The following is a 22,340-nucleotide window of genomic DNA, read 5'->3' as shown; positions in this document are numbered from 1 at the left end:
AGTCGTCCTACGGCGGATCAGTGCAAAGTGAGGACCTGGTGCCTACCTCGAAACGCCCGCGCCAACCCGTCGTCGCCGTCACCGGCGCGGCCTCCGGCATCGGCCGCGAGCTGCTCGCAAGGCTCGTATCCTCCGCGGATTTCCGCAGGGTGGTGGCCATCGACGAGCAGCGCGGCGACGTCCAGGAAGCCACGTGGAGAGTGATCGACGTACGGGATCCGCTCTTGGCGAACCGCATCGCGGACATCGACGTGCTGGTCCATCTGGCCGGCGACTACGCGGTCGACTCCGACCCGGGGAAGCGGCGGGCGTACAACCTGCGAGCCGCTCAGACGGTGCTGACGGCGAGCGCCGCGGCGCGCGTGCGCCGTGTGGTGTTGGTCACGAGCGCGATGGTGTACGGCGCCGCGCCCGACAACGAGGTGCCGCTGCCCGAGGACGCCCCGGTGGCGGCCGAGCCCGACACCGGTGTCGTGGGGGATTACCTGGAGATCGAGTCCCTGGTGCGCCGGTCGCTGCGCAGCCATCCCGGGCTCGAGGTGACCGTGCTGCGCCCGGCGGCGGTGGTCGGCCCGGGCGTCGACACCGTGATCACCCGCCACTTCGAGTCGCCCAGGCTCCTGACCGTCAAGGGCTGCACCCCGCACTGGCAGTTCTGCCACGTCGAGGACCTGCTGTCGGCGCTGGAGCTGGCCGCGCGCGGCGTCGTCACCGGGGTGGTGGCGGTCGGCTCCGACGGGTGGCTGGAGCAGGAGCAGGTCGAGGAGCTGTCCGGCATCCGCAGATTCGAGCTGCCCGCGGGTCTCACGTTCGGCACGGCGCAGCGGCTCCACAGGCTCGGCATCACCCCGGCGCCCGCGACCGACCTGCACTACGTCGTCTACCCGTGGGTGGTGGACTGCGCGGCGCTGCGGGAGGCGGGCTGGAAACCTTCGTGGACCAACGAGGCCGCGCTCGAGCAGCAACTGGAGCTGCTGGAGAACCGGACGACCGTGGTCGGCAGGCGGCTTCCCGTCAAGGAGGCCACGCTCACCGCGGCCGGCGCCACCGTCGCCGTCATCGGCACCGCCGCGATCGTCCGCCAGGTACGCAAAAAGCGGCGTCAGTAAAGGTTAGGCTCTTTACCGTGGACGTCATCCGATTGCTTGGCATTCGCGACACACCGCTGTCCGTGGACGAGGTGCTGGCCGCCGTGGGCGACCACGCCGCGGGCGGCACCACGATCTTCGTGGGCACCGTGCGGGAGCAGGACCACGGCAAGCCCGTGACCAGGCTCTCCTACTCCGCGCACCCCACGGCGGAGGCCGAGCTGCGCGCGGTGGCGGAAAAGGTCGTCGCCGACTTCCCCGTGACGGCGCTGGCCGCCGTGCATCGGGTGGGCGACCTGGAGCTGGGTGACACGGCCGTCATCGTCGCGGTGGCCGCGCCGCACCGGGACGAGGCGTTCAAGGCCTCCCGCCGGCTGATCGACGACCTCAAGGCACAGGTCCCCATCTGGAAACACCAGGTGTTCGCCGACGGCGAGACCGAATGGGTCGGCGCCTGCGAATAAGCTCATCATCATGTCACGACGCGCCCTGACCCTGCTGCTGGCGGGATTCCTCGTGCTCGCGCTCGGGGTGGTGGGCGCGTTCCGGCCGGTGCCGTATGTGGTGCTGAGCCCCGGCCCGACCGAGAACACCATCGGCGAGGTCGACAAGAAGCCCGTCATCGCGATCAAGGGCCGGCAGACCTATCCCACCAGTGGCGCGCTGAGCCTGGTGACCGTGGCCTACCAGGGCGGCCCGGCCGCCCAGATCGACCTGCTGACGGCGTTGCGCGGCTGGATCGATCCCACCGTGGCGGTGGTCCCGCAGGAGACCATCTTCGCTCCCAACCGCGACCCCAAGGACGTCGAGGAGGAGAACACGGTCGAGATGACCAACTCCCAAGACTCCGCCACCGCCGCCGCGCTCAGCGAGCTCAAGATCCCCTTCAGCATGGTCGTGACCGTCTTGTCCACGGAGAAGGGCAAGCCCGCCGACGGCAAGTTGCAGAAGGGCGACGAGATCAACTCCGTCGACGGCAAAGCAGCCACGGACGTCAACGTGGTGAGCAACGCGGTCAAGGCGCACAAGCCCGGCGAGAGCGTGGTCTTCAACGTCACCAGGGGCAAGGAGAAGCACGACGTCACCGTGCCGACGGTGGATGCCAAGGGGCAGCCCCAGGTGGGCGTGGTCATGCAGGCGAAGTACAAGTTCCCGTTCGAGGTCGACATCAACGTGGGCGACGTCGGCGGGCCCAGCGCCGGGCTGATGTTCTCGCTCGGCATACTCGACAAGCTCACGCCCGGAGAGCTCACCGGCGGCAAGAAGATCGCCGGCACCGGCACCATCCAGCCGACGGGCGAGGTCGGCGCGATCGGCGGCATCCAGCAGAAGATGGTGGGCGCGAAGAACTCGGGCGCGACCATATTCTTGACACCGGCCGACAACTGCGCCGAGGCGATGAAGGCGGTGCCCGACGGCCTTCGCCTGGTCAGAGCGGATACGCTGCATAACACAGTGCTGGCACTGGACGCACTGCGCACGGGCAAAGGAAACGTGCCCGCGTGCGAGGCTGGGTGAAACTTCTGGCGATCGCCGTGCGTTAGCCGTATGGCTGGCCTAGCGGTGTAGGTTGCCAGACACGGACCGTTTCTTCATTACGACGAGGGGTTGGCATTGAGCTTCCGGACCCCAGGAGCCGGCAGGGCCATGCGTATGCCCCGCCGGCCACGACTGCTTCTGCCTGTGGCGATCGCTCTCGTGGCGATCGTGGCATTGTTCTTCCTGTTTTCCGGCATCTATACCGATTATTTGTGGTTTGACGCTGTCGACTACTCGTCGGTGTTCACCGGGGTGGTGCTGACCGAGATCGTGCTGTTCTTGGTCGGGGCGCTGTTGATGGTCGCCATCGTCGGCGGCAACATGCTGCTGGCGTTCCGCATGCGGCCGATGTTCGGGCCGGCGATGTTCGGCGGCGCCAGCGGCGCCGACCGCTACCGCATGGCGCTCGACCCCCACCGCAAGCTGATCTTCATCGTCGGCATGGGACTGCTCGCGCTCTTCTCCGGCTCCTCGTTCGCGGGGCAGTGGCAGACGTGGCTGAAGTTCATCAACGGTGTGCCGGTCGGCAAGCAGGACAGCCTCCACCGGTTCGACATCTCGTTCTACATGTTCGACCTGCCGTTCATCCGGATGGCACTGAACTTCCTGTTCACAGCCGTGATCATCTCGGCCGTCCTGGCGGCGATCACGCACTACCTGTACGGCGGGTTCCGCCTGCAGTCGCCGGGCGTGCACGCCTCCAAGGCGGCGCGGGTGCACCTGTCCGTGCTGCTCGGCATCTTCGTGCTGCTCAAGGCCGTCGCCTACTGGGTCGACCGCTACAGCCTGGTCTTCTCCGACCGCGGCTTCGTGCACGGCGCGTCCTACACCGACGTCAACGCGGTCCTGCCGGCCAAGACCATTCTCGCGATCATCGCGCTGATCTGCGCCGTGTTGTTCTTCGCCGGCGTGGTGCGGCCGGGCGGCATGCTGCCCGGGGTCTCCTTCGGCCTCCTGGTGCTCTCGGCCATCCTGATCGGCGGCGTCTACCCGGCGCTGGTCGAGCAGTTCCAGGTCAAGCCCAACCAGCAGGGCAAGGAAGCGCCTTATATCCAGCGCAACATCGAGGCCACGCGGGAGGCGTACAACGTCGACAAGACCGAGGTCGAGACCTACAACGCCCAGGCCGACCCGACCAAGGTCCAGGCCGGCGGCGACACCTCGGTCTCCGGCGTGCGGTTGCTCGACCCGGCGCTGGTGTCGTCGACGTACGAGCAGACCCAGCGCATCCGAGGCTTCTACAACTTCGCCGAGCCGCTCGACGTCGACCGCTACCCCGACAGCACCGGCAAGATGATCGACCACATCGTCGGCGTGCGGGAGCTGACCGGACCGGATGCGGGCCAGAACAACTGGATCAACCGGCACCTGGTCTACACCCACGGCTACGGCTTCGTCGCCGCGCCCGGCAACAAGGTCGACTCCCAGGGCCTCCCTGACTACGACGCCAAGGACATGCCGGTCACCGGCCCGCTGGTCACCAGCACCGGGCTCAAGGAGCCACGGGTCTACTACGGCGAGGACGACACCGGCGCCAGCTATGTCATCGCCGGCGGCAACCCGAACAACCCGCAGGAGCTCGACTACCCGAAGACGGGTGGCACGGGGCAGGAGAACACCACGTACACCGGCAACGGCGTGCCCGTCGGATCGTTCTTCAACAGGCTTCTCTACGCCGCCAAGTACGGCGAGGCGAACATCCTGCTCTCGGGCGACATCAACGACAACTCCAAGATCCTGTACGAGCGCAACCCGCGTGACAGGGTCCAGAAGGTCGCCCCGTTCCTCACGCTCGACGGCAACCCTTACCCGGCGATCGTCGACGGCCGCATCGTCTGGATCGTGGACGGTTACACGACGTCCAACGACTACCCGTACGCGCAGAGCGAGAGCCTCGACGACATGACGCGCGACACGACCACCGACCGGCGCGTGATCGCCCAGCAGCCGAGCGACAAGATCAACTACATTCGCAACTCGGTGAAGGCCACGGTCGACGCCTACAACGGCACGGTCAAGCTCTATGGCTGGGACACCAACGACCCGGTGCTGAAGACCTGGAGCGCCGCCTTCCCCGGCATCATCCGCCCGGCCTCGGAGATGAGCGCCGATCTGCGCAGCCACGTGCGCTACCCGGAGGACCTGTTCAAGGTGCAGCGCTACACCCTGTCGCGCTACCACATCACCAACCCGGCCGCCTTCTACAGCGGTCAGGACTTCTGGAACGTCCCGGGTGACCCCACGCAGGGCGACAGGAACATCAAGCAGCCGCCCTACTACCTGACCACCACCATGCCGGGCAGCACGCCGACGTTCTCGCTGACGACGACGTTCGTGCCGCGGCAGGGGCCCAACCTGGCGGCGTTCATGGCCGTCGACTCGTCGGCCGGCTCCGGTTACGGGCGCATCCGCATCCTGCGGATGCCGTCGAGCACACCCATCCCCGGCCCCGGACAGGCGCAAAACTCCTTCCAGAGCCGGTTCGCGGGTGAGCTCAACCTGTTGGGCGTCGGCGCCTCGTCGGTCCGCTACGGCAACCTGCTGACGCTCCCGTACGCGGGCGGCCTGGTCTACATCGAGCCGGTGTACATCCAGGTGGCCGCGGGCGGCGGGCAGGAGCCGTACCCGATCCTGCAGCGCGTGCTGGTGTCGTACGGCGCCAAGATCGGTGTGGGCCGCACGCTGGACGAGGCCCTGAAGGAGGTCTTCGGCGACCAAGAGCAACAACAGCAGCAGCCCAACCAGCAGGAGCAGGCCCAGCCCAACCAGACCAACGCGGCGCTCAACACGGCGATCGCCAACGCCAGGAAGGCCTACGAGGACGCCCAGAAGGCGCTGCAGGCCAGCCCGCCGGACTGGGACGCCTACGGCGAGGCGCAGAAGCGGCTGGAAGAGGCGCTGAAGGCGCTGCAGAGCGCCAACGCGCAGCAGCCGGCACCCACGGCCAGTCCGACGGTCTCGCCGACGGCCACGCCCACCACGGCGCCGACGGGATCGCCGTCGCCCACGGCATCACCACAGGCGCAAGGCACGTCTTAGCCACTCGGTTTGCGCCAGACCCGCGCCGCCGTCTAGTCTTAAGGCACAACGCGACGCGGGGTGGAGCAGTTCGGTAGCTCGCTGGGCTCATAACCCAGAGGTCGCAGGTTCAAATCCTGCCCCCGCTACCACGTCGAAAGGCCCGGGAAACCGGGCCTTTCGTGCGTTCTGTGGCGGGCGGTATGCGTTTATGGCGCGAGCACTCGCTCGGGGCTGTATAGTTATTTACGTAAGACAGCGACGCGGGGTGGAGCAGTTCGGTAGCTCGCTGGGCTCATAACCCAGAGGTCGCAGGTTCAAATCCTGTCCCCGCTACCAAAACGAAGTCCCCGGCCATTCGGCCGGGGACTTCGTCATGTACGCCCGGCATGGGCGATTGCTTGGGGGTGAAAGTCCCCTGGAGGAAGAGGTAGTGCTAACTCCGAGCCGGAGGCAACTGCGTCGTCGTGAGGCGAGGTGGGGAGGAAGCCCGAGGCGAAACCCTGCACCGAGGAACGCGAACCGCGTATGAGGCATGCCAGCTGGGGTGAGCCTGCATGCTACGGCGAAGCCCGTCACTGCCAAGACGGCTGGTGTGTAAACGCGGCGGTTGCAGGGGGAAAGTGATCGTTCTTATCCGGGGAGGTCTGTCCGGGTGTCGGTTGTGCTGTCGTTGTCGCCGCGCCGACGGTGGTCATCGTGAGGTGGGCACTGACCGGGCAGAAGTCAGCAGAGGTCGTAGTACCGGTGAGGGGAACGGACAATCAGCCGGGAAGGACCGAACGTCAGGTAGAGCGGGTGAGGGTGAGGTGCTCGTGCCGGTCGCGGTGATCGCAGCCATCTCGCGTGTGCGGGCCCGTGGTGGGAGGGGCCGGTGCATCCGGTGAGTACCACGACGGAGCGTAGCGGCAGGTCGGCGCCCTTACCGGAGTCCGTGATCCCGGGCCTGGGGGTCTCGTTGTGGGAGCAGATGCTTTCGCCGGGGAATCTGGGCCGGGCGTTGAGGCGTGTGGAGGCCAACCGGGGCGCGCCTGGCGTGGACGGAATGAGCACGGAAGAACTTCGTCCGTGGATCCGCGAGCACTGGGCGAGCGTGCGGGAGGCGTTGGATGCGGGCACGTATCGGCCGTTGCCGGTCCGCCGGGTGGTGATCCCCAAACCCGGGGGCGGTCAGCGGATGCTGGGAGTGCCCACTGTGCTGGACAGGTTGATCCAGCAGGCGATTGCGCAAGTGCTCGTGCCGATCTTCGACCCGTTCTTTTCCGGTTCCAGCTTCGGGTTTCGCCCTGGCAAGTCCGCCCATCAGGCGGTGCGGGTCGCGCGGCGATGTGTGGAGGATGGGCTGCGATGGGTGGTAGATGTCGATCTTGAACGGTTCTTTGACCGGGTCCAGTTCGACGTGCTGATGGCACGGGTGGCGCGCAAGGTCGACGACCGCAAGATCCTCAAACTCATCCGGGCGTATCTGGAGGCCGGAGTGATGGTCGATGGGATCGTCCAGGCCACGGTGGAGGGGACTCCTCAGGGTTCCCCGCTGTCGCCGATCTTGTCGAACATCATGCTGGATGATCTGGACCGGGAGTTGTGGAAACGCGGTCACCGGTTCGTCCGCTTCGCTGATGACATCCGTGTCTTCGTGCGCAGCAGACGGGCCGCGCACCGGGTGCTCGACTCGGTGACCACGATGATCGAGCAGCGGTTGAAACTCAAGGTCAACACCGAGAAGTCCTCGGTCCGGCACGCTCGCGAGGCGACGTTGCTGGGGTTCGGGTTCTTCTTCACTCGGTCCGGGGTCAAGATCCGGGTCGATCCAAAGGCGGTCAGCCGCCTGAAGGACCGCATCCGGGAGTTGACCAGTCGCAGGTGGAGCGTGTCGATGCCCTGCAGGATCGGCAAGCTCAACGCCTATGTCACCGGGTGGATGGCCTACTTCCATCTGGCCGACACCCCCAGGGTGTTCAAGGATCTGGATGAGTGGTTTCGCCGTCGGATGCGGCAGATCCGCTGGAAAGAATGGAAGAAGCCCAAGACCCGACGCCGCAACCTGCGCAAGCTCGGCATCCCTGACCACAAGGCCAGGGAATGGGCATCGAGCGGCAAGGGCTACTGGCGCATCGCGGGCTCACCCATCCTGGCGCGGGCACTGCCCAACATCCACTGGACCGACCTTGGCCTGAAGGGTCTCTATCCGACCTGGCACAGGCTCAAAACCACGGCCTGACGAACCGCCGGATGCGGGCCCGCATGTCCGGTGGTGTGAGAGGGGACGGGTCAACCCCGTCCCCTACTCGATTTCCGGGGGGTTGTGGTGCCCGTCTGCGTCGCCGACTTTGGCTCTCCCACCGCATCCCGCAACGTGCGCACCCGGATCGATACCGAGGGGCGGTCCTGTCCACGTCAGCAGGACGTTGATCGCCGCCCACGAGTCCGGGACAATCGATCCCCTGCATTGCCTGGTCTGCGCGACCTCGCGGGCGGACCCTTGCTCCCCAAGACCGCGACTGATTACATCATTACATGACTGAGAAGGCAGTGCCGACGCTCTACGAGTGGGCGGGGGGCACCGAGGCGTTCGAGCGGCTGACCGAGGTGTTCTACCGCACCGTGGTCAAGGACGACCTGATCGGGCCGTTGTTCGCGCACATGGATCCGGATCATCCCAAACACGTGGCCATGTGGTTGAGCGAGGTGTTCGGCGGCCCCGACCGCTACACCAAGGAACGCGGCGGCTACCCCAACATGCTCCGTCACCACCTCGGCAAGGCGATCAGCGAGCAGCAGCGCCGCAGGTGGGTGAGCCTGCTCATGGATGCCGCCGACGAAGTGGGGCTGCCCGACGATCCCGAGTTCAGGGCGGCGTTCGCCGGTTACATCGAATGGGGCACCCGGCTGGCCAAGCACAACTCGCAACCAGGCGCGACGCCTCCGCCGGAGGCGCCGGTGCCGCACTGGGGCTGGGGAGTCGCTCCGCCGTACCAGCCTTAACCTGGAGGGATGGGAGACACGGCCCGCGGGCGGCTGCGCGTCTACCTGGGCGCGGCGCCGGGGGTGGGCAAGACGTTCGCCATGCTGAGCGAGGCGCGCCGCGCCCGCGAACGTGGCAAGGACGTGGTCGTGGGTTTCGTCGAGACCCACGGCCGTGCCCGCACCGCCCGCCTGCTCGACGGCCTGGAGATCCTTCCGAGGAAGACCATGGCCCACGGGGGCGCGAGATTCACCGAGCTCGATCCCGCCGCCGTCATCGCCCGCGCGCCCGCGGTCGCGCTGATCGATGAGCTGGCCCACACCAACGTCCCCGGCTCCCGCAACCCCAAACGATGGCAGGACGTCGACGAGATTCTCGACGCCGGCATCGACGTCATCTCCACCGTCAACATCCAGCACCTCGAATCGCTGAAGGACGTGGTCGAGGAGATCACCGGCGTGCCGCAACGCGAGACCGTGCCGGATGAGGTGGTGCGGCGGGCCGACCAGATCGAGCTGGTCGACATGGCGCCCGAGGCGCTGCTCCGCCGCATGGCCCACGGCAACGTCTACCCGCCCGAACGGGTGGACGCCGCCCTCGCCAACTACTTCCGCGTCGGCAACCTGACCGCCCTGCGGGAGCTGGCGCTGCTCTGGGTGGCGGGCAAAGTCGACGAACAACTCGACCGCTACCGTACGGAACACTCCATCCGAGGGACCTGGGAGACCCGCGAGCGGGTCGTCGTCGCGCTCACCGGAGGCCCCGAAGGGGACACGCTCGTACGCCGGGCCGCGCGCATCGCGGCCCGCACCAAAGGCTCCGATCTGCTGGCCGTGCACGTCACCCGGGCCGACGGCCTGTCCTCCCGCAGCGACCCGGCGCACCTGGCCCGCCAGCGCACGCTCGTCGAGGACCTGGGCGGGACCTATCACCAGGTGATCGGCGAGGACGTGGCGCGGACGCTGGTCGAGTTCGCGCGCGGCGTGAACGCCACCCAGCTCGTTCTCGGCGCGTCGAGGCGAGGGCGGCTGGCGCAGATCCTCTCGCGTGGCGTCGGAGTGACGACGACGGCGTTGGCCGGAACCATCGACGTGCACATGGTCACGCACGAGACGACCAGGCAGGGTCGCGACCGGCCGCGGTCGAGGGCGGCGCTGACCCGTACCAGGCGGGCGTGCGGCTGGGGGCTGACGGTGCTCGGGATGCCGCTGCTCACGGCCGTACTCCGGCCGCTGGACCTGACACTGCCCAGCGAGATCCTGCTCTTCCTGCTGCTCGTCGTGGGCGTGGCCCTGGTGGGCGGCATGTGGCCGGCGCTGGCGGCGGCGCTGGTCGGGTTCGGACTGCTCAACTGGTTCTTCACGCCGCCGCTGCACACGCTGGCGATCGACCGGCCAGAGGACTTGCTCGCGCTGGCCATCTTCATGCTCGTCGCCGTCATGGTCAGCACGGTCGTGGACGTGGCGGCCAGGCGGAGCAGGGAGGCGGCGCGATCGCGGGCCGATGCGGAGGTCCTCGCCACGCTCGCGGGCCATGTGCTGCGGGGTGAGGCGGCGTTGCCGTCGCTGCTGGCGAGGATGCGGGAGACGTTCGGCCTGACTTCGGTGACCCTGCTCGAACGTGCGGACGGCTCCAAGCCCGGCCCGGCCGGTCCGACCGGCTCGACGCATACGACCCGCCGCACCAGCCGGGACGACGGCTGGCGGATCGTCTCCACCTCGGGAGGTCCGCCGATCACCTCCCCCGGCAAGGGAGACGTCGACGTCGTGATCGACGACCGGCTGGTGCTGGCCGCCGACGGGCGGCTGCTCGACGCCAGTGATCGGCGGGTGTTGGAGGCGTTCGCGGCCGAGGCGGCGATCGCGCTGCGGCAGCAGAGATTGCGGGAGGAGGCGGAGCGGGCCCGGCCGCTGGCCGAGGCCGACAGGATGCGTACCGCGTTGCTCGCCGCCGTCGGCCACGACCTCCGTACACCCCTCGCCTCGGCCATAGCGGCGGTCGAGAGCCTGCGTGCCACCGAGATCGTGTGGTCCGAAGAGGACCGCGCCGAGCTGCTCGCCACCGCCGGCGAGTCGCTGATCAAGCTCAACCGCCTGATCTCGAACCTCCTCGACATGAGCCGCCTCCAAGCAGGCGCCCTCGGCGTGACACTCGAACCGGTGGCGATCGAGGACGTCCTGCCGCGCGCCATCGACGACCTCGGCCCCTTGACCGCTCCCATCAAGAGCGACATCCCCACGGACCTCCCCGAGATCCTGGCCGACGCCGCGCTGCTGGAACGTGTCCTCGTCAACCTCATGGCGAACGCCGTCCGTTACACCCCCGAGAGCGACCACGTGCTCGTCACCGTGAGCAGGCATGCTGAAAACGTCGAGATCCGCATCGTCGACCGAGGCCCCGGCATTCCGCCTGAGGCCCATGCAAGGGTGTTCCTGCCGTTCCAGCGGCTCGGCGACCGCGACAACCACACGGGGGTCGGGCTCGGCCTGGCACTCTCGCGCGGCCTCACCGAGGCGATGGGCGGCACACTCGTCCTTGAGGACACACCGGGAGGGGGACTCACCATGGCCGTCTCGCTGCGGAGAGCCGCATGACCCGGGTGCTCGTCGTGGACGACGAACCGCAGATCCTGCGTGCCCTACGCGTCAACCTCGCCGCCAGGCAGTACGAGGTCGAGGTCGCGACCGACGGCGGCACAGCGTTGCGCCAGGCCGCCGACTGGCATCCCGACCTGGTCATTCTCGACCTGGGCTTGCCCGATCTGGACGGCGTCGAGGTCATCCAGGGACTGCGGGGCTGGACCTCCGTACCGATCATCGTCCTGTCAGGGCGGTCGGACAGCTCCGACAAGGTGGACGCGCTCGACGCGGGTGCCGACGATTACGTCACGAAACCGTTCGGCATCGATGAGCTGCTGGCCCGCATCCGCGCGGTGACCCGCCGCACGAGCCAGCCGGAAGAGGAGCTCTCCTCGGTTCAGCTGGGCGACCACGTGATCGACCTGTCCAGCAAGACGATCTCGGGAGGGGTACGGCTGACGCCGACGGAATGGCACTTCCTGGAGATCCTGCTGCGCAATCCGGGCAAGCTGATCAGCCAGCGCCAGCTCCTGACCGAGGTGTGGGGCGCCTCCTACCTCAAGGAGACGCACTACCTACGCCAGTACATGGCGCAGTTGCGCCGCAAGCTCGAACGTGACCCGGCCCACCCGGTGCACCTGCTGACGGAACCCGGCATGGGATACCGGTTCCAGCCGTGATCCTTCACGTCTTTCCGACGATCAGCGCGATGGCCTTCTGCACGGCCCAGCCGAGCAGCAGAAGGGCGAAGATCACCTGTGAGACGCGTATCCACGGCGCGGAAGACTCGTCCGCATAAATCACGACACCAATCCACATCAGGCCAAATGTCCCGACGAGGATGACTGCCGCCCAGTTCAGCCCCCGCTGCCACATACGCGCAGTCTCGCAGTCGGGGGTGCAAGAGCGAGTATGTCCGCAGTCGTCATCCGGTCACTGACAAGGCAACATGTGCCGGTTGTACGCGGCCTGCCGGCCACCCGCTCCTACGCCCACCTGCCACCCGTCACCGCTGCCTGCTGCTACGTGCTCGTGCTCCTTGCTACTTGCGCAGGGTCCTGTGCGTTCCGATGCAGCGGCGCAGGCGCATGCCGCGCGGGCGCTGAGGAACGCCCTCCTCCATGGCGGCCAGCAGTGCGGACGACGCACGTGCGTCGGACAGGATGCGCTGGACGGCCTCGTCGTCCTCGGGCAGCTGGCCCTGCTCGTCCAGCTCGCGCTTGAGGAACATCAAGGGGTCCGGCGCGTCCACGGACTCGGCCGCCACCGAAGCGCGCGCCGCCGTGAGAAGGTGCAGGTATCGGGCCCGCAGGACGGCCTCACGCATGCGAGCGTGTTCGAGATCGTCGATCAGAGTCCTGGCTACTCTCAGCAGGTCCTCGGAAGGGGTCGCCTCGTCGGCGAGGAAGGCGCGGATGTCGTCGAACTCCGAGCGGGTCATGGCGGACACCTCCGAGAGCGCAGTCTGCTCGTGAGTACTTCGTACCTGGAGGCGATTGCGGATGACTTGCCGTCCGCTTGCGCTGGTGGCGCCGCGAGAGTGCATGGCAGAGGTTTGAGGGTCAGGTGGTGAGGGAAGGACCTCATGATTACCTGAGTTGCGCGAAGTGGGTGCCGCGGGCTGCTAGAGTTGCTTCGCGCAGGGCGGCCCTGGGGTTCATGGAACCTCCGGAGGTGCCCGGCAAATCCCACTTCCTCCAGCGCCATCCGGGACGATTCGCATCACTCCGGAAGAGCTGGTAAGTTAGAGGGGTTGTCCCGGAAACGGGGCGCGACTTAATTCCCGCAGTTCTCGCGAGTCCGGTCAATTTGACAGGGATTCGGGCGGCTGAAAGAATTAAGACATAACGCAAGACGCAAGACCGAAACGAAGCGCTGGAAAACGCGTCCGTTTCTTGAGAACTCAACAGTGTGTTAAAAGCCAGTGCATGTGCATCACATGTATGACCCCGTCATATTTGACGGTTTTGCTTGGATGATTCATCCGGACAGACATTGTTTGGAGAGTTTGATCCTGGCTCAGGACGAACGCTGGCGGCGTGCTTAACACATGCAAGTCGAGCGGAAAGGCCCTTCGGGGTACTCGAGCGGCGAACGGGTGAGTAACACGTGAGCAACCTGCCCCTGACTCTGGGATAAGCCCGGGAAACTGGGTCTAATACCGGATATGACCGCCTTCGGCATCGGATGGTGGTGGAAAGTTTTTCGGTTGGGGATGGGCTCGCGGCCTATCAGCTTGTTGGTGGGGTAGTGGCCTACCAAGGCGACGACGGGTAGCCGGCCTGAGAGGGCGACCGGCCACACTGGGACTGAGACACGGCCCAGACTCCTACGGGAGGCAGCAGTGGGGAATATTGCGCAATGGGCGGAAGCCTGACGCAGCGACGCCGCGTGGGGGATGACGGCCTTCGGGTTGTAAACCTCTTTCAGCAGGGACGAAGTTGACGTGTACCTGCAGAAGAAGCGCCGGCTAACTACGTGCCAGCAGCCGCGGTAATACGTAGGGCGCAAGCGTTGTCCGGAATTATTGGGCGTAAAGAGCTCGTAGGTGGCTGGTCGCGTCTGCCGTGAAAGCCCGCAGCTTAACTGCGGGTCTGCGGTGGATACGGGCCGGCTAGAGGTAGGCAGGGGCAAGTGGAATTCCTGGTGTAGCGGTGAAATGCGCAGATATCAGGAGGAACACCGGTGGCGAAGGCGGCTTGCTGGGCCTTACCTGACGCTGAGGAGCGAAAGCGTGGGGAGCGAACAGGATTAGATACCCTGGTAGTCCACGCTGTAAACGTTGGGCGCTAGGTGTGGGGGTCTTCCACGATCTCCGTGCCGGAGCTAACGCATTAAGCGCCCCGCCTGGGGAGTACGGCCGCAAGGCTAAAACTCAAAGGAATTGACGGGGGCCCGCACAAGCGGCGGAGCATGTTGCTTAATTCGACGCAACGCGAAGAACCTTACCAAGGTTTGACATCACCCGGACACTCCCAGAGATGGGGGCTTCTTCGGACTGGGTGACAGGTGGTGCATGGCTGTCGTCAGCTCGTGTCGTGAGATGTTGGGTTAAGTCCCGCAACGAGCGCAACCCTTGCTCCATGTTGCCAGCACGCCTCTTCGGGGGTGGTGGGGACTCATGGGGGACTGCCGGGGTCAACTCGGAGGAAGGTGGGGATGACGTCAAGTCATCATGCCCCTTATGTCTTGGGCTGCAAACATGCTACAATGGCCGGTACAGAGGGTTGCGATACCGTGAGGTGGAGCGAATCCCTAAAAGCCGGTCTCAGTTCGGATTGGGGTCTGCAACTCGACCCCATGAAGTCGGAGTCGCTAGTAATCGCAGATCAGCAACGCTGCGGTGAATACGTTCCCGGGCCTTGTACACACCGCCCGTCACGTCACGAAAGTCGGCAACACCCGAAGCCCGTGGCCCAACCCGTAAGGGGGGGGAGCGGTCGAAGGTGGGGCTGGCGATTGGGACGAAGTCGTAACAAGGTAGCCGTACCGGAAGGTGCGGCTGGATCACCTCCTTTCTAAGGAGCATTTTCACGCGGTCTCGGCGAACGCCCGGGACGCGTGACAGCTCACTAGTGGAGCACTGGCTACTCAGCAGGGATGCATTGCCTGTCCGTTAGTACCGCCGCTGGTGACAGCGGAGTGGGAACGGGGATTGTGGGAGTGCGTGCCGGTTGGACACACTGTTGGGTCCTGAAGGAACGGGCATGGCTCGTCTTCTTCGGACACAGGACCGGTGAACAGCTCGCGTTGGGGGCTGGGATCCGGTTGCTGTTTGTTGTTTGAGATTTGCATAGTGGACGCGAGCATCTTTGTGGCCAAGTTTTTTAGGGCACACGGTGGATGCCTTGGCATCAGGAGCCGATGAAGGACGTGGGAGGCTGCGTTAAGCCTCGGGGAGTCGCCAACCAGACGTTGATCCGGGGATGTCCGAATGGGGAAACCTAGCACCAGTCATGTGGTGTTGCCTCCGCCTGAATGTATAGGGCGGTTGGTGGTAACGCGGGGAAGTGAAACATCTCAGTACCCGTAGGAAGAGAAAACAAGAGTGATTCCGTGAGTAGTGGTGAGCGAAAGCGGATGAGGCTAAACCGGGCGTGTGTGATAGCCGGCAGGCGTTGCACGTTCGGGGTTGTGGGACCCTCTTGAGATAGCTGCCGCTGTCTCGGGGAGTGATAAATCTGTCTGATAGTTGAAGCCTCTGGGAAGGGGCGCCGTAGACCGTGAGAGCCGGGTAGACGAAATCGGATGGACTCCTGGAGGGGATCCCAAGTAGCACGGGGCCCGAGAAATCCTGTGTGAATCTGCCAGGACCACCTGGTAAGCCTAAATACTCCCTGGTGACCGATAGTGCACGAGTACCGTGAGGGAAAGGTGAAAAGTGCCCCGGTGAGGGGTCGTGAAATAGTACCTGAAACCGTGTGCCTACAAGCCGTAGGAGCTTAGCCGTTCTTCGGGACGGCTGTGATGTGACTGCGTGCCTTTTGAAGAATGAGCCTGCGAGTTATGGTGTGTGGCGAGGTTAACCCGTGTGGGGTAGCCGTAGCGAAAGCGAGTCTGAAGAGGGCGTTTGAGTCGCATGCTGTAGACCCGAAGCGGAGTGATCTACGCATGGGCAGGTTGAAGCTCAGGTAAGACTGGGTGGAGGACCGAACCCACCAGGGTTGAAAACCTGGGGGATGATCTGTGTGTAGGGGTGAAAGGCCAATCAAACTCCGTGATAGCTGGTTCTCCCCGAAATGCATTTAGGTGCAGCGTTGCGTGTTTCTTGCCGGAGGTAGAGCACTGGATGGCCGATGGGCCCGACAAGGTTACTGACGTCAGCCAAACTCCGAATGCCGGTAAGTGAGAGCGTGGCAGTGAGACTGCGGGCGATAAGGTTCGTAGTCGAGAGGGAAACAGCCCAGATCACCGACTAAGGCCCCTAAGCGTGTGCTAAGTGGGAAAGGATGTGGAGTCGCAGAGACAACCAGGAGGTTGGCTTAGAAGCAGCCACCCTTGAAAGAGTGCGTAATAGCTCACTGGTCAAGTGATTCCGCGCCGACAATGTAGCGGGGCTCAAGCACACCGCCGAAGTCGTGGCACTCAGACCTAGTCTGGGTGGGTAGGGGAGCGTCGTGCAGCCGGCGAAGCAGCAGAGTGATCTAGTTGTGGAGGCTGTGCGAGTGAGAATGCAGGCATGAGTAGCGAATCGAGGGTGAGAAACCCTCGCGCCGGATGACCAAGGGTTCCTGGGGCAGGCTAATCCGCCCAGGGTAAGTCGGGACCTAAGGCGAGGCCGACAGGCGTAGTCGATGGACAACGGGTTGATATTCCCGTACCCGCTTCAACGCGCCCATATCGAACCCCTTGATACTAAGAGTCCTTAAGTCCGCTGGTCCTTCGGGACTGGTGTGAGGCTGAACGCTCGACCTGATGGGGTAGTAGGTAAGCGATGGGGTGACGCAGGAAGGTAGTCCAGCCCAGGCGATGGTTGTCCTGGGGTAAGCATGTAGCCCGTGTTGTAGGCAAATCCGCAACACGTTGAGGGTGAGATGTGATGCCGAGCCGATTGTGGTGAAGTGGATGATCCTATGCTGCCGAGAAAAGCCTCTAGCGAGTGTTGTGGCGGCCCGTACCCTAAACCGACTCAGGTGGTCAGGTAGAGAATACTAAGGCGATCGGGTGAACTGTGGTTAAGGAACTCGGCAAATTGCCCCCGTAACTTCGGGAGAAGGGGGACCTCTGCTGGTGATCAGGCTAGCTCTGTGAGCTGGTGGGGGTCGCAGTGGCCAGGGGGAAGCGACTGTTTACTAAAAACACAGGTCCGTGCGAAGTCGTAAGACGATGTATACGGACTGACGCCTGCCCGGTGCCGGAACGTTAAGGGGACCGCTTAGCCAGCTTCGGTTGGCGAAGGTGAGAACTTAAGCGCCGGTAAACGGCGGTGGTAACTATAACCATCCTAAGGTAGCGAAATTCCTTGTCGGGTAAGTTCCGACCTGCACGAATGGCGTAACGACTTCCCCGCTGTCTCAACCACAGACCCGGCGAAATTGCACTACGAGTAAAGATGCTCGTTACGCGCAGCAGGACGGAAAGACCCCGGGACCTTCACTACAGCTTGACATTGGCGTTTGGAGCGTCTTGTGTAGGATAGGTGGGAGACTGGGAAGCTCGGACGCTAGTTCGGGTGGAGTCATTGGTGAAATACCACTCTGGTCGTTTTGAACGTCTAACCCTGGTCCGTGATCCGGATCGGGGACAGTGTCTGGTGGGTAGTTTAACTGGGGCGGTTGCCTCCTAAAGGGTAACGGAGGCGCCCAAAGGTTCCCTCAGCCTGGTTGGCAATCAGGTGTCGAGTGTAAGTGCACAAGGGAGCTTGACTGTGAGACTGACGGGTCGAGCAGGAGCGAAAGCTGGGACTAGTGATCCGGCATCGGCATGTGGAAGCGGTGTCGCTCAACGGCTAAAAGGTACCCCGGGGATAACAGGCTGATCTTCCCCAAGAGTCCATATCGACGGGATGGTTTGGCACCTCGATGTCGGCTCGTCGCATCCTGGGGCTGGAGTAGGTCCCAAGGGTTGGGCTGTTCGCCCATTAAAGCGGTACGCGAGCTGGGTTTAGAACGTCGCGAGACAGTTCGGTCCCTATCCGCTGCGCGCGCAGGAGACTTGAAAGGGGCTGTCCCTAGTACGAGAGGACCGGGACGGACGAACCTCTGGTGTGCCAGTTGTATCGCCAGATGCACGGCTGGTTGGCTACGTTCGGAAGGGATAACCGCTGAAAGCATCTAAGCGGGAAGCTCGCCTTGAGATGAGGTCTCCCTCCCTGTGAAGGGGTAAGGCTCCCGGTAGACGACCGGGTTGATAGGCCGGAGGTGGAAGCGCGGTAACGCGTGGAGCTGACCGGTACTAATAGGCCGAGGACTTGACCACAAAGCAGACTTTTCTTGAAGTCGTTGCTCGCGTCCATTATGTGATTCTGAGACAGCAAACGACTGTGTGCTGTTTCTCAGGGTTACGGCGGTTATGGCGGGAAGGAAACACCCGGTTACATTCCGAACCCGGAAGTTAAGCTTCCCAGCGCCGATGGTACTGCACTCGGGAGGGTGTGGGAGAGTAGGTCACCGCCGGACAATCTTTATAGAAGGGGCTCCGACCATTTGGTCGGGGCCCTTTCTTGCGTTGTGGGGCCGGCGCGTCAGCCCCGTTCGAGCAGGGGTTCGATGCGGTACGGGATCTGGGTGGACAGCGCGATCGTGGTGTCCGTGCGCTGCACCGCGGGCGAGGCCAGGATGCGGGCGATGACCTCCTGCAGGTGATCGGTGCTCCGGGCGACCACCCGGCACAGCAGGTCGTGCTGACCGCTCGTCCCGTGCACTTCCAGGATCTGCGGTACGGCATGCAGCGCCGCCACCGCCTCCTCCAGCCGGCCCTGGGCGATCTGCAGCCACACGAACGCCAGGATCGGATGCCCGGCCGCGGCCGGTGACACCGTGGGCCCGAAGTCCTCGATCACCCCGCGCGCGGTCAGTTTCTCCACTCTGGCCTGCACCGTGCCCCGGGCGACGCCGAGGAGGCGGGCGAGCTCCGTCAGGCCGACGCGCGGGTTGGCCCGCATGGTCACGAGCAACCTGGTGTCCAGCTCGTCCATATCGAGACCCTCCGAGGACTGTGCGATTCGACCAGAATATTGCGCTTTGGGGATGCGGAAGTAAGCGTATCGCGCAGAGAAACTGCCCGCTCTTGCCAGGAAAAGCGAACTTTGCTGTTATCTGGGCATGTTTGAGGAAGCGCAGTACTTCGCCCCGGTCGCGGCACAGGACGACGGATCGGTGGTGGTCGAGCTCTCGGCGTCGCATCCCGGGTTCGCCGACCCGGTCTACCGGGCGCGGCGTAACGCGATCGCGAAGCTCGCGGTCGATTACCGTCCGGGCACTCCCATTCCCGCGGCCGAGTACACCGAGCAAGAGCACGAGGTGTGGGCGATGGTCAGCAGGGAGCTGGCGGTCAAGCACGCCAAGTACGCCACGGCGGAGTACCTCGACGGCGTGGACCGGCTGGGGCTGCCGACCGAGCGCATCCCGCAGCTGGAGGAGGTCTCGCGGCTGCTGGAGCCGCTGACCGGGTTCCGGTATCTGCCGGCGGCGGGGCTGGTGCCGCTGCGGGACTTCTACGGGGTGCTCGCGGACGGGCTCTTCCACTCCACGCAGTACATCCGCCACCACTCCGTGCCCTTCTACACGCCGGAGCCGGACGTCATCCACGAGGTGATCGGGCATGCCAACGCGCTCGCCAGTGCCCGGTACGCCGCCCTCTACCGCCTCGCCGGGCAGGCCGCACGGCGCGTCGAGGGGGAGGAGGCGCTGGAGTTCGTGTCGAAGGTGTTCTGGTTCACGCTGGAGTTCGGGGTGATGGAGGAGCGGGGGGAGCTCCGGACGTACGGAGCGGGGATCCTGTCGTCGTACGGGGAGATCGAGGAGTTCCGCGGCATGGACATCCGGCCGCTGGATCTGGCGGCCATGGGCACGACGCACTACGACATCACGAAATATCAGGACGTACTGTTCCGGGCCGAGTCCTTGGATCACCTGGAGGACGTCGTGGGCGGCTTCTGGGAGACCTGTGACGACGACTCGATCGCGAAACTGACCGGCGCGACTGTCTAGCGGCGCCTGGCGCTTCTTCGTGATAATGCCCGGGTGATCAGGGGCCGCGGGCACGTGCCGGCACGGGTGACGATGGCCCTCGCCCTGGTGCAGTCGCTGATCACGGTGCCCGTGGAGCCGCGTCCCGTGCCTCATCCCGTGTGGCGGGTGACCGAGGCCGGGGAGGCGGCGCTGGCGTGGATGGAGAGTATCGCGGCGGAGCAGGCCCTGGCGCCGATCTCGGCCAAGCGGATCACCAAGCGGCTCGACCGTTTCCTGGCCGGCCGTCCTGGGATGGTGACCGCCATGGTCAAGGATCTGGCGACCGGGCAGGTCTACCGGTATCACCCGGGCGAGCGGCTGATCACGGCGAGCACCGCCAAGGTTCAGATCCTCATGGCGCTGCTGCTCATGACGCCGTGGAAGAAGTTACCCGAGGCCGTCAGGCGAGACGCCGACCTGATGATCCGCTACAGCGACAACCACGCAGCCGACCGGCTGTGGCTGCGCATCGGCGGGGCGCCGGGGTTCACGAAGGCCGGGAAGCGGTTCGGGCTGAAGCACACGCAGGGTGTCCCCGGGGACTGTCTGGACCTGTATTGCTGGGGAATCACCCGGACGTCCGCGGACGATCAGATCCGGCTGATGAGCGCGCTCGTGTCAGGCAAGAGCCCGCTCAAGGACCGCGAACGGGTCCTGGGGCTCATGGGCAAGGTCGTCGACGGCCAGAACTGGGGCATCAGCGCCGCCGCGTGCCGCGGCGACCGGGTGGCGCTGAAGAACGGCTGGCTCAAGCGGGTCTCGACCAAGCGCTGGGCCATGATCAGCGTGGGCCTGATCAGGGGCGACGGCCACGACTACGCCGTGGCCGTGCTCACCGAGGGCAGCTCCGATGTCGGGTACGGCATCGCGACGGTCGAAGGCGTCGCCAAGAGGATCATGCAGGATTTCCGGGCATGCCCGGAGTGACCAGCCGGTAGCCCACGCCGCGCACGGTCTGGATGAGCTGGTCGTCCTCGTCGCCCAGCCGCGCGCGCAGCCGTTTGACGTGGACGGCGATGGTGTTCGTCGAGGTGGTGGAGGCGGTGTGCCACACGTTCCGCATGATCTGCTCCCGGGTGACCGTACGGTCGGCGTTGCGCATGAGGTACTGCAGCAACTCGAACTCCCGCAGCGGCAGGTGCACGACACGCCCGCCCACGCGTACCTGATAGGCCTGCACATCCAGCTCGACCCCGCCCACGGTCAGCACCTTGCGCGACTCGGGCGAGGACGCCTGGATGAACGGCAGCAGCTCCGGCACCCGGTAGGGCCGGGCCACGCAGGCGGCCGCGCCGGCCGCGAGAGCGCGTACCGCTTGCTCGGCGTGCCCCTCACCGACGCCGAGCAGCACCGGTACGGCTCGCGCGAGCCGCACGGCGCGTACGAACTCCACCGCGTCGATGACCGGGAGCGTGGCCGAGACGAGCACCACGTCCGGCTGCAGGGCCCCCGCCTGCAGCAGCCCCTGAGCCCCGTCAGGTGCGCCTGTGACGGCCACGCCCTCGCGTTCGAGGGCGGTGGCCAGGCTCTCGACCACGGCGCTGTCGGGGTCGGCGATGAGCAGTACGGGCTTGGTCCTCGCGTCCCCGTTCATCGTGGATGCCGCCTGCTGTTGGGTCATCAGCCGAAGCGTCCCGTGATGTAGTCCTCGGTGCGCTTGTCGGACGGGTTGGTGAAGATGCGGCTGGTCTCGTCGTACTCCACGAGGCGGCCGTGCCGCACGCCCTTGTCGTCGACCTCGGCGGTGAAGAACGCGGTGCGGTGGGAGACGCGGGCGGCCTGCTGCATGTTGTGCGTGACGATCACGATCGTGTAATCGCGCGCCAGCTCCTGCATCAGGTCCTCGATCTTGGTGGTGGCGATCGGGTCGAGGGCCGAGCACGGCTCGTCCATGAGGATGACCTCGGGCTTGACCGCGATGGCCCGTGCGATGCACAGGCGCTGCTGCTGACCGCCGGACAGGGACAGGGCGTTCTGCTTGAGCTTGTCCTTGACCTCGTCCCACAGGGCCGCCTGGGTGAGCGCCTGCTCGACCAGGTCGTCCATCTTGCCCTTCATGCCGTTGACGCGGGGGCCGTAGGCGATGTTGTCGTAGATCGACTTGGGGAAGGGGTTGGGCTTCTGGAAGACCATGCCGATGCGGCGGCGTACCTCGATGGGGTCGACGTGGTCGCCGTAGAGGTCCTCGCCGTGGTAAAGGATCTTGCCGGCCGGGCGGGCACCCGGGATGAGGTCGTTCATCCGGTTGAAGCACCGCAGGACCGTGCTCTTGCCGCAACCGGAGGGGCCGATCATGGCGGTGATCTCGCGGTTGCCGATCAGCATGTCGACCTCGCGCACGGCCTCGTAGTCGCCGTAGAAGACGCTGAGGTCGGAGACGCTGAAGACCGGATCCAAGGCCTCGAGGTTACGGGGCGCCTCGGGGCCACGGACGGTGACGTTCGCCATGGGGGAGCTTCCTATCTCAGTCATATCTTCC

15 protein-coding genes, 2 tRNA genes and 3 rRNA genes are annotated in these 22,340 nt (G+C 65.3%); 15 read left to right on the top strand and 5 right to left on the bottom strand.

Annotation, left to right across the window (positions count from 1 at the left end; genetic code table 11):
* Positions 1-35: 35 nt before the first annotated feature.
* From EDD27_RS35450 to EDD27_RS35405, 10 genes are all read left to right on the top strand, one after another.
* On the top strand, positions 36-1,109 hold the full coding sequence (locus EDD27_RS35450; RefSeq protein WP_127941175.1) for an NAD-dependent epimerase/dehydratase family protein: 1,074 nt from the start codon (positions 36-38) through the stop codon (positions 1,107-1,109).
* A gap of 17 nt (positions 1,110-1,126) precedes the next feature.
* The gene (locus tag EDD27_RS35445) at positions 1,127-1,552 is read left to right on the top strand and encodes a molybdenum cofactor biosynthesis protein MoaE (protein WP_127936263.1); all 426 of its coding nucleotides are present in this window, start codon (positions 1,127-1,129) and stop codon (positions 1,550-1,552) included.
* 10 nt (positions 1,553-1,562) lie between these two features.
* A complete protein-coding gene (locus EDD27_RS35440; RefSeq protein ID WP_127936262.1) occupies positions 1,563-2,606 on the top strand; it encodes a YlbL family protein in 1,044 nt (347 codons plus the stop codon).
* 129 nt (positions 2,607-2,735) lie between these two features.
* Positions 2,736-5,666: a UPF0182 family membrane protein gene (locus EDD27_RS35435; protein WP_127936261.1), complete on the top strand. Its 2,931-nt coding sequence runs from the start codon at positions 2,736-2,738 to the stop codon at positions 5,664-5,666.
* A gap of 54 nt (positions 5,667-5,720) precedes the next feature.
* Positions 5,721-5,797 (top strand) — tRNA-Met (locus EDD27_RS35430).
* 110 nt (positions 5,798-5,907) lie between these two features.
* A tRNA-Met gene (locus tag EDD27_RS35425) sits at positions 5,908-5,984 on the top strand.
* Between the two features lie 631 nt (positions 5,985-6,615).
* Positions 6,616-7,866 (top strand): group II intron reverse transcriptase/maturase, encoded by a 1,251-nt coding sequence (ltrA, locus tag EDD27_RS35420; RefSeq protein WP_277750825.1) that lies wholly within the window; start codon positions 6,616-6,618, stop codon positions 7,864-7,866.
* 296 nt (positions 7,867-8,162) lie between these two features.
* A complete protein-coding gene (locus EDD27_RS35415; protein WP_127936260.1) occupies positions 8,163-8,630 on the top strand; it encodes a group II truncated hemoglobin in 468 nt (155 codons plus the stop codon).
* A gap of 9 nt (positions 8,631-8,639) precedes the next feature.
* Positions 8,640-11,204 carry a sensor histidine kinase gene (locus EDD27_RS35410; protein ID WP_127936259.1) on the top strand — a complete coding sequence of 855 codons (2,565 nt, stop codon included), beginning with the start codon at positions 8,640-8,642 and terminating at the stop codon, positions 11,202-11,204.
* Complete coding sequence (locus EDD27_RS35405; RefSeq protein ID WP_127936258.1) at positions 11,201-11,869, top strand: response regulator; 669 nt, start codon at positions 11,201-11,203, stop codon at positions 11,867-11,869. Before EDD27_RS35410 ends, EDD27_RS35405 begins: the two co-directional genes overlap by 4 nt.
* A 4-nt stretch (positions 11,870-11,873) precedes the next feature.
* Here EDD27_RS35405 and EDD27_RS35400 read toward each other — a convergent pair whose 3' ends face one another.
* Together EDD27_RS35400 and EDD27_RS35395 are read right to left on the bottom strand one after the other, a co-directional pair.
* Positions 11,874-12,065, bottom strand: a complete 192-nt coding sequence (locus tag EDD27_RS35400) for a hypothetical protein (RefSeq protein ID WP_127936257.1) — start codon at positions 12,063-12,065, stop codon at positions 11,874-11,876.
* A 166-nt stretch (positions 12,066-12,231) separates the two neighbouring features.
* A complete protein-coding gene (locus EDD27_RS35395) occupies positions 12,232-12,630 on the bottom strand; it encodes a hypothetical protein (RefSeq protein ID WP_241564431.1) in 399 nt (132 codons plus the stop codon).
* A 555-nt stretch (positions 12,631-13,185) separates the two neighbouring features.
* Between EDD27_RS35395 and EDD27_RS35390 the strand changes: the two genes are divergently transcribed.
* The 3 genes from EDD27_RS35390 (at position 13,186) to rrf (ending at position 18,307) form a co-directional block, all read left to right on the top strand.
* Positions 13,186-14,707: ribosomal RNA gene (locus EDD27_RS35390) — 16S ribosomal RNA — on the top strand.
* A gap of 298 nt (positions 14,708-15,005) precedes the next feature.
* Positions 15,006-18,107: ribosomal RNA gene (locus tag EDD27_RS35385) — 23S ribosomal RNA — on the top strand.
* Between the two features lie 83 nt (positions 18,108-18,190).
* Positions 18,191-18,307, top strand: a 5S ribosomal RNA gene (gene rrf / locus EDD27_RS35380).
* The 16S, 23S and 5S rRNA genes sit together here, the layout of an rRNA operon.
* A 65-nt stretch (positions 18,308-18,372) precedes the next feature.
* On the opposite strand, the gene EDD27_RS35375 is transcribed toward rrf, so the two are convergent.
* Entirely contained in the window at positions 18,373-18,825 is a 453-nt protein-coding gene (locus EDD27_RS35375) for an Lrp/AsnC family transcriptional regulator (protein WP_127936255.1), read from the bottom strand.
* Between the two features lie 127 nt (positions 18,826-18,952).
* Here EDD27_RS35375 and EDD27_RS35370 point away from each other — a divergent pair, with 127 nt between their 5' ends.
* Together EDD27_RS35370 and EDD27_RS35365 are read left to right on the top strand one after the other, a co-directional pair.
* On the top strand, positions 18,953-19,840 hold the full coding sequence (locus EDD27_RS35370; protein ID WP_127936254.1) for a phenylalanine 4-monooxygenase: 888 nt from the start codon (positions 18,953-18,955) through the stop codon (positions 19,838-19,840).
* A gap of 33 nt (positions 19,841-19,873) precedes the next feature.
* The gene (locus EDD27_RS35365) at positions 19,874-20,788 is read left to right on the top strand and encodes a serine hydrolase (protein WP_241564430.1); all 915 of its coding nucleotides are present in this window, start codon (positions 19,874-19,876) and stop codon (positions 20,786-20,788) included.
* On the opposite strand, the gene EDD27_RS35360 is transcribed toward EDD27_RS35365, so the two are convergent.
* The gene (locus EDD27_RS35360) at positions 20,757-21,482 is read right to left on the bottom strand and encodes a response regulator transcription factor (RefSeq protein WP_127936253.1); all 726 of its coding nucleotides are present in this window, start codon (positions 21,480-21,482) and stop codon (positions 20,757-20,759) included. The genes EDD27_RS35365 and EDD27_RS35360 overlap by 32 nt on opposite strands.
* The gene (gene pstB, locus EDD27_RS35355) at positions 21,482-22,309 is read right to left on the bottom strand and encodes a phosphate ABC transporter ATP-binding protein PstB (protein WP_206642253.1); all 828 of its coding nucleotides are present in this window, start codon (positions 22,307-22,309) and stop codon (positions 21,482-21,484) included. Before pstB ends, EDD27_RS35360 begins: the two co-directional genes overlap by 1 nt.
* Between the last annotated feature and the right edge of the window lie 31 nt (positions 22,310-22,340).

This window comes from Nonomuraea polychroma, from assembly GCF_004011505.1.
Taxonomy (GTDB): Bacteria; Actinomycetota; Actinomycetes; order Streptosporangiales; family Streptosporangiaceae; genus Nonomuraea; species Nonomuraea polychroma.
This window is presented reverse-complemented; position numbering and strand designations above follow the sequence as displayed.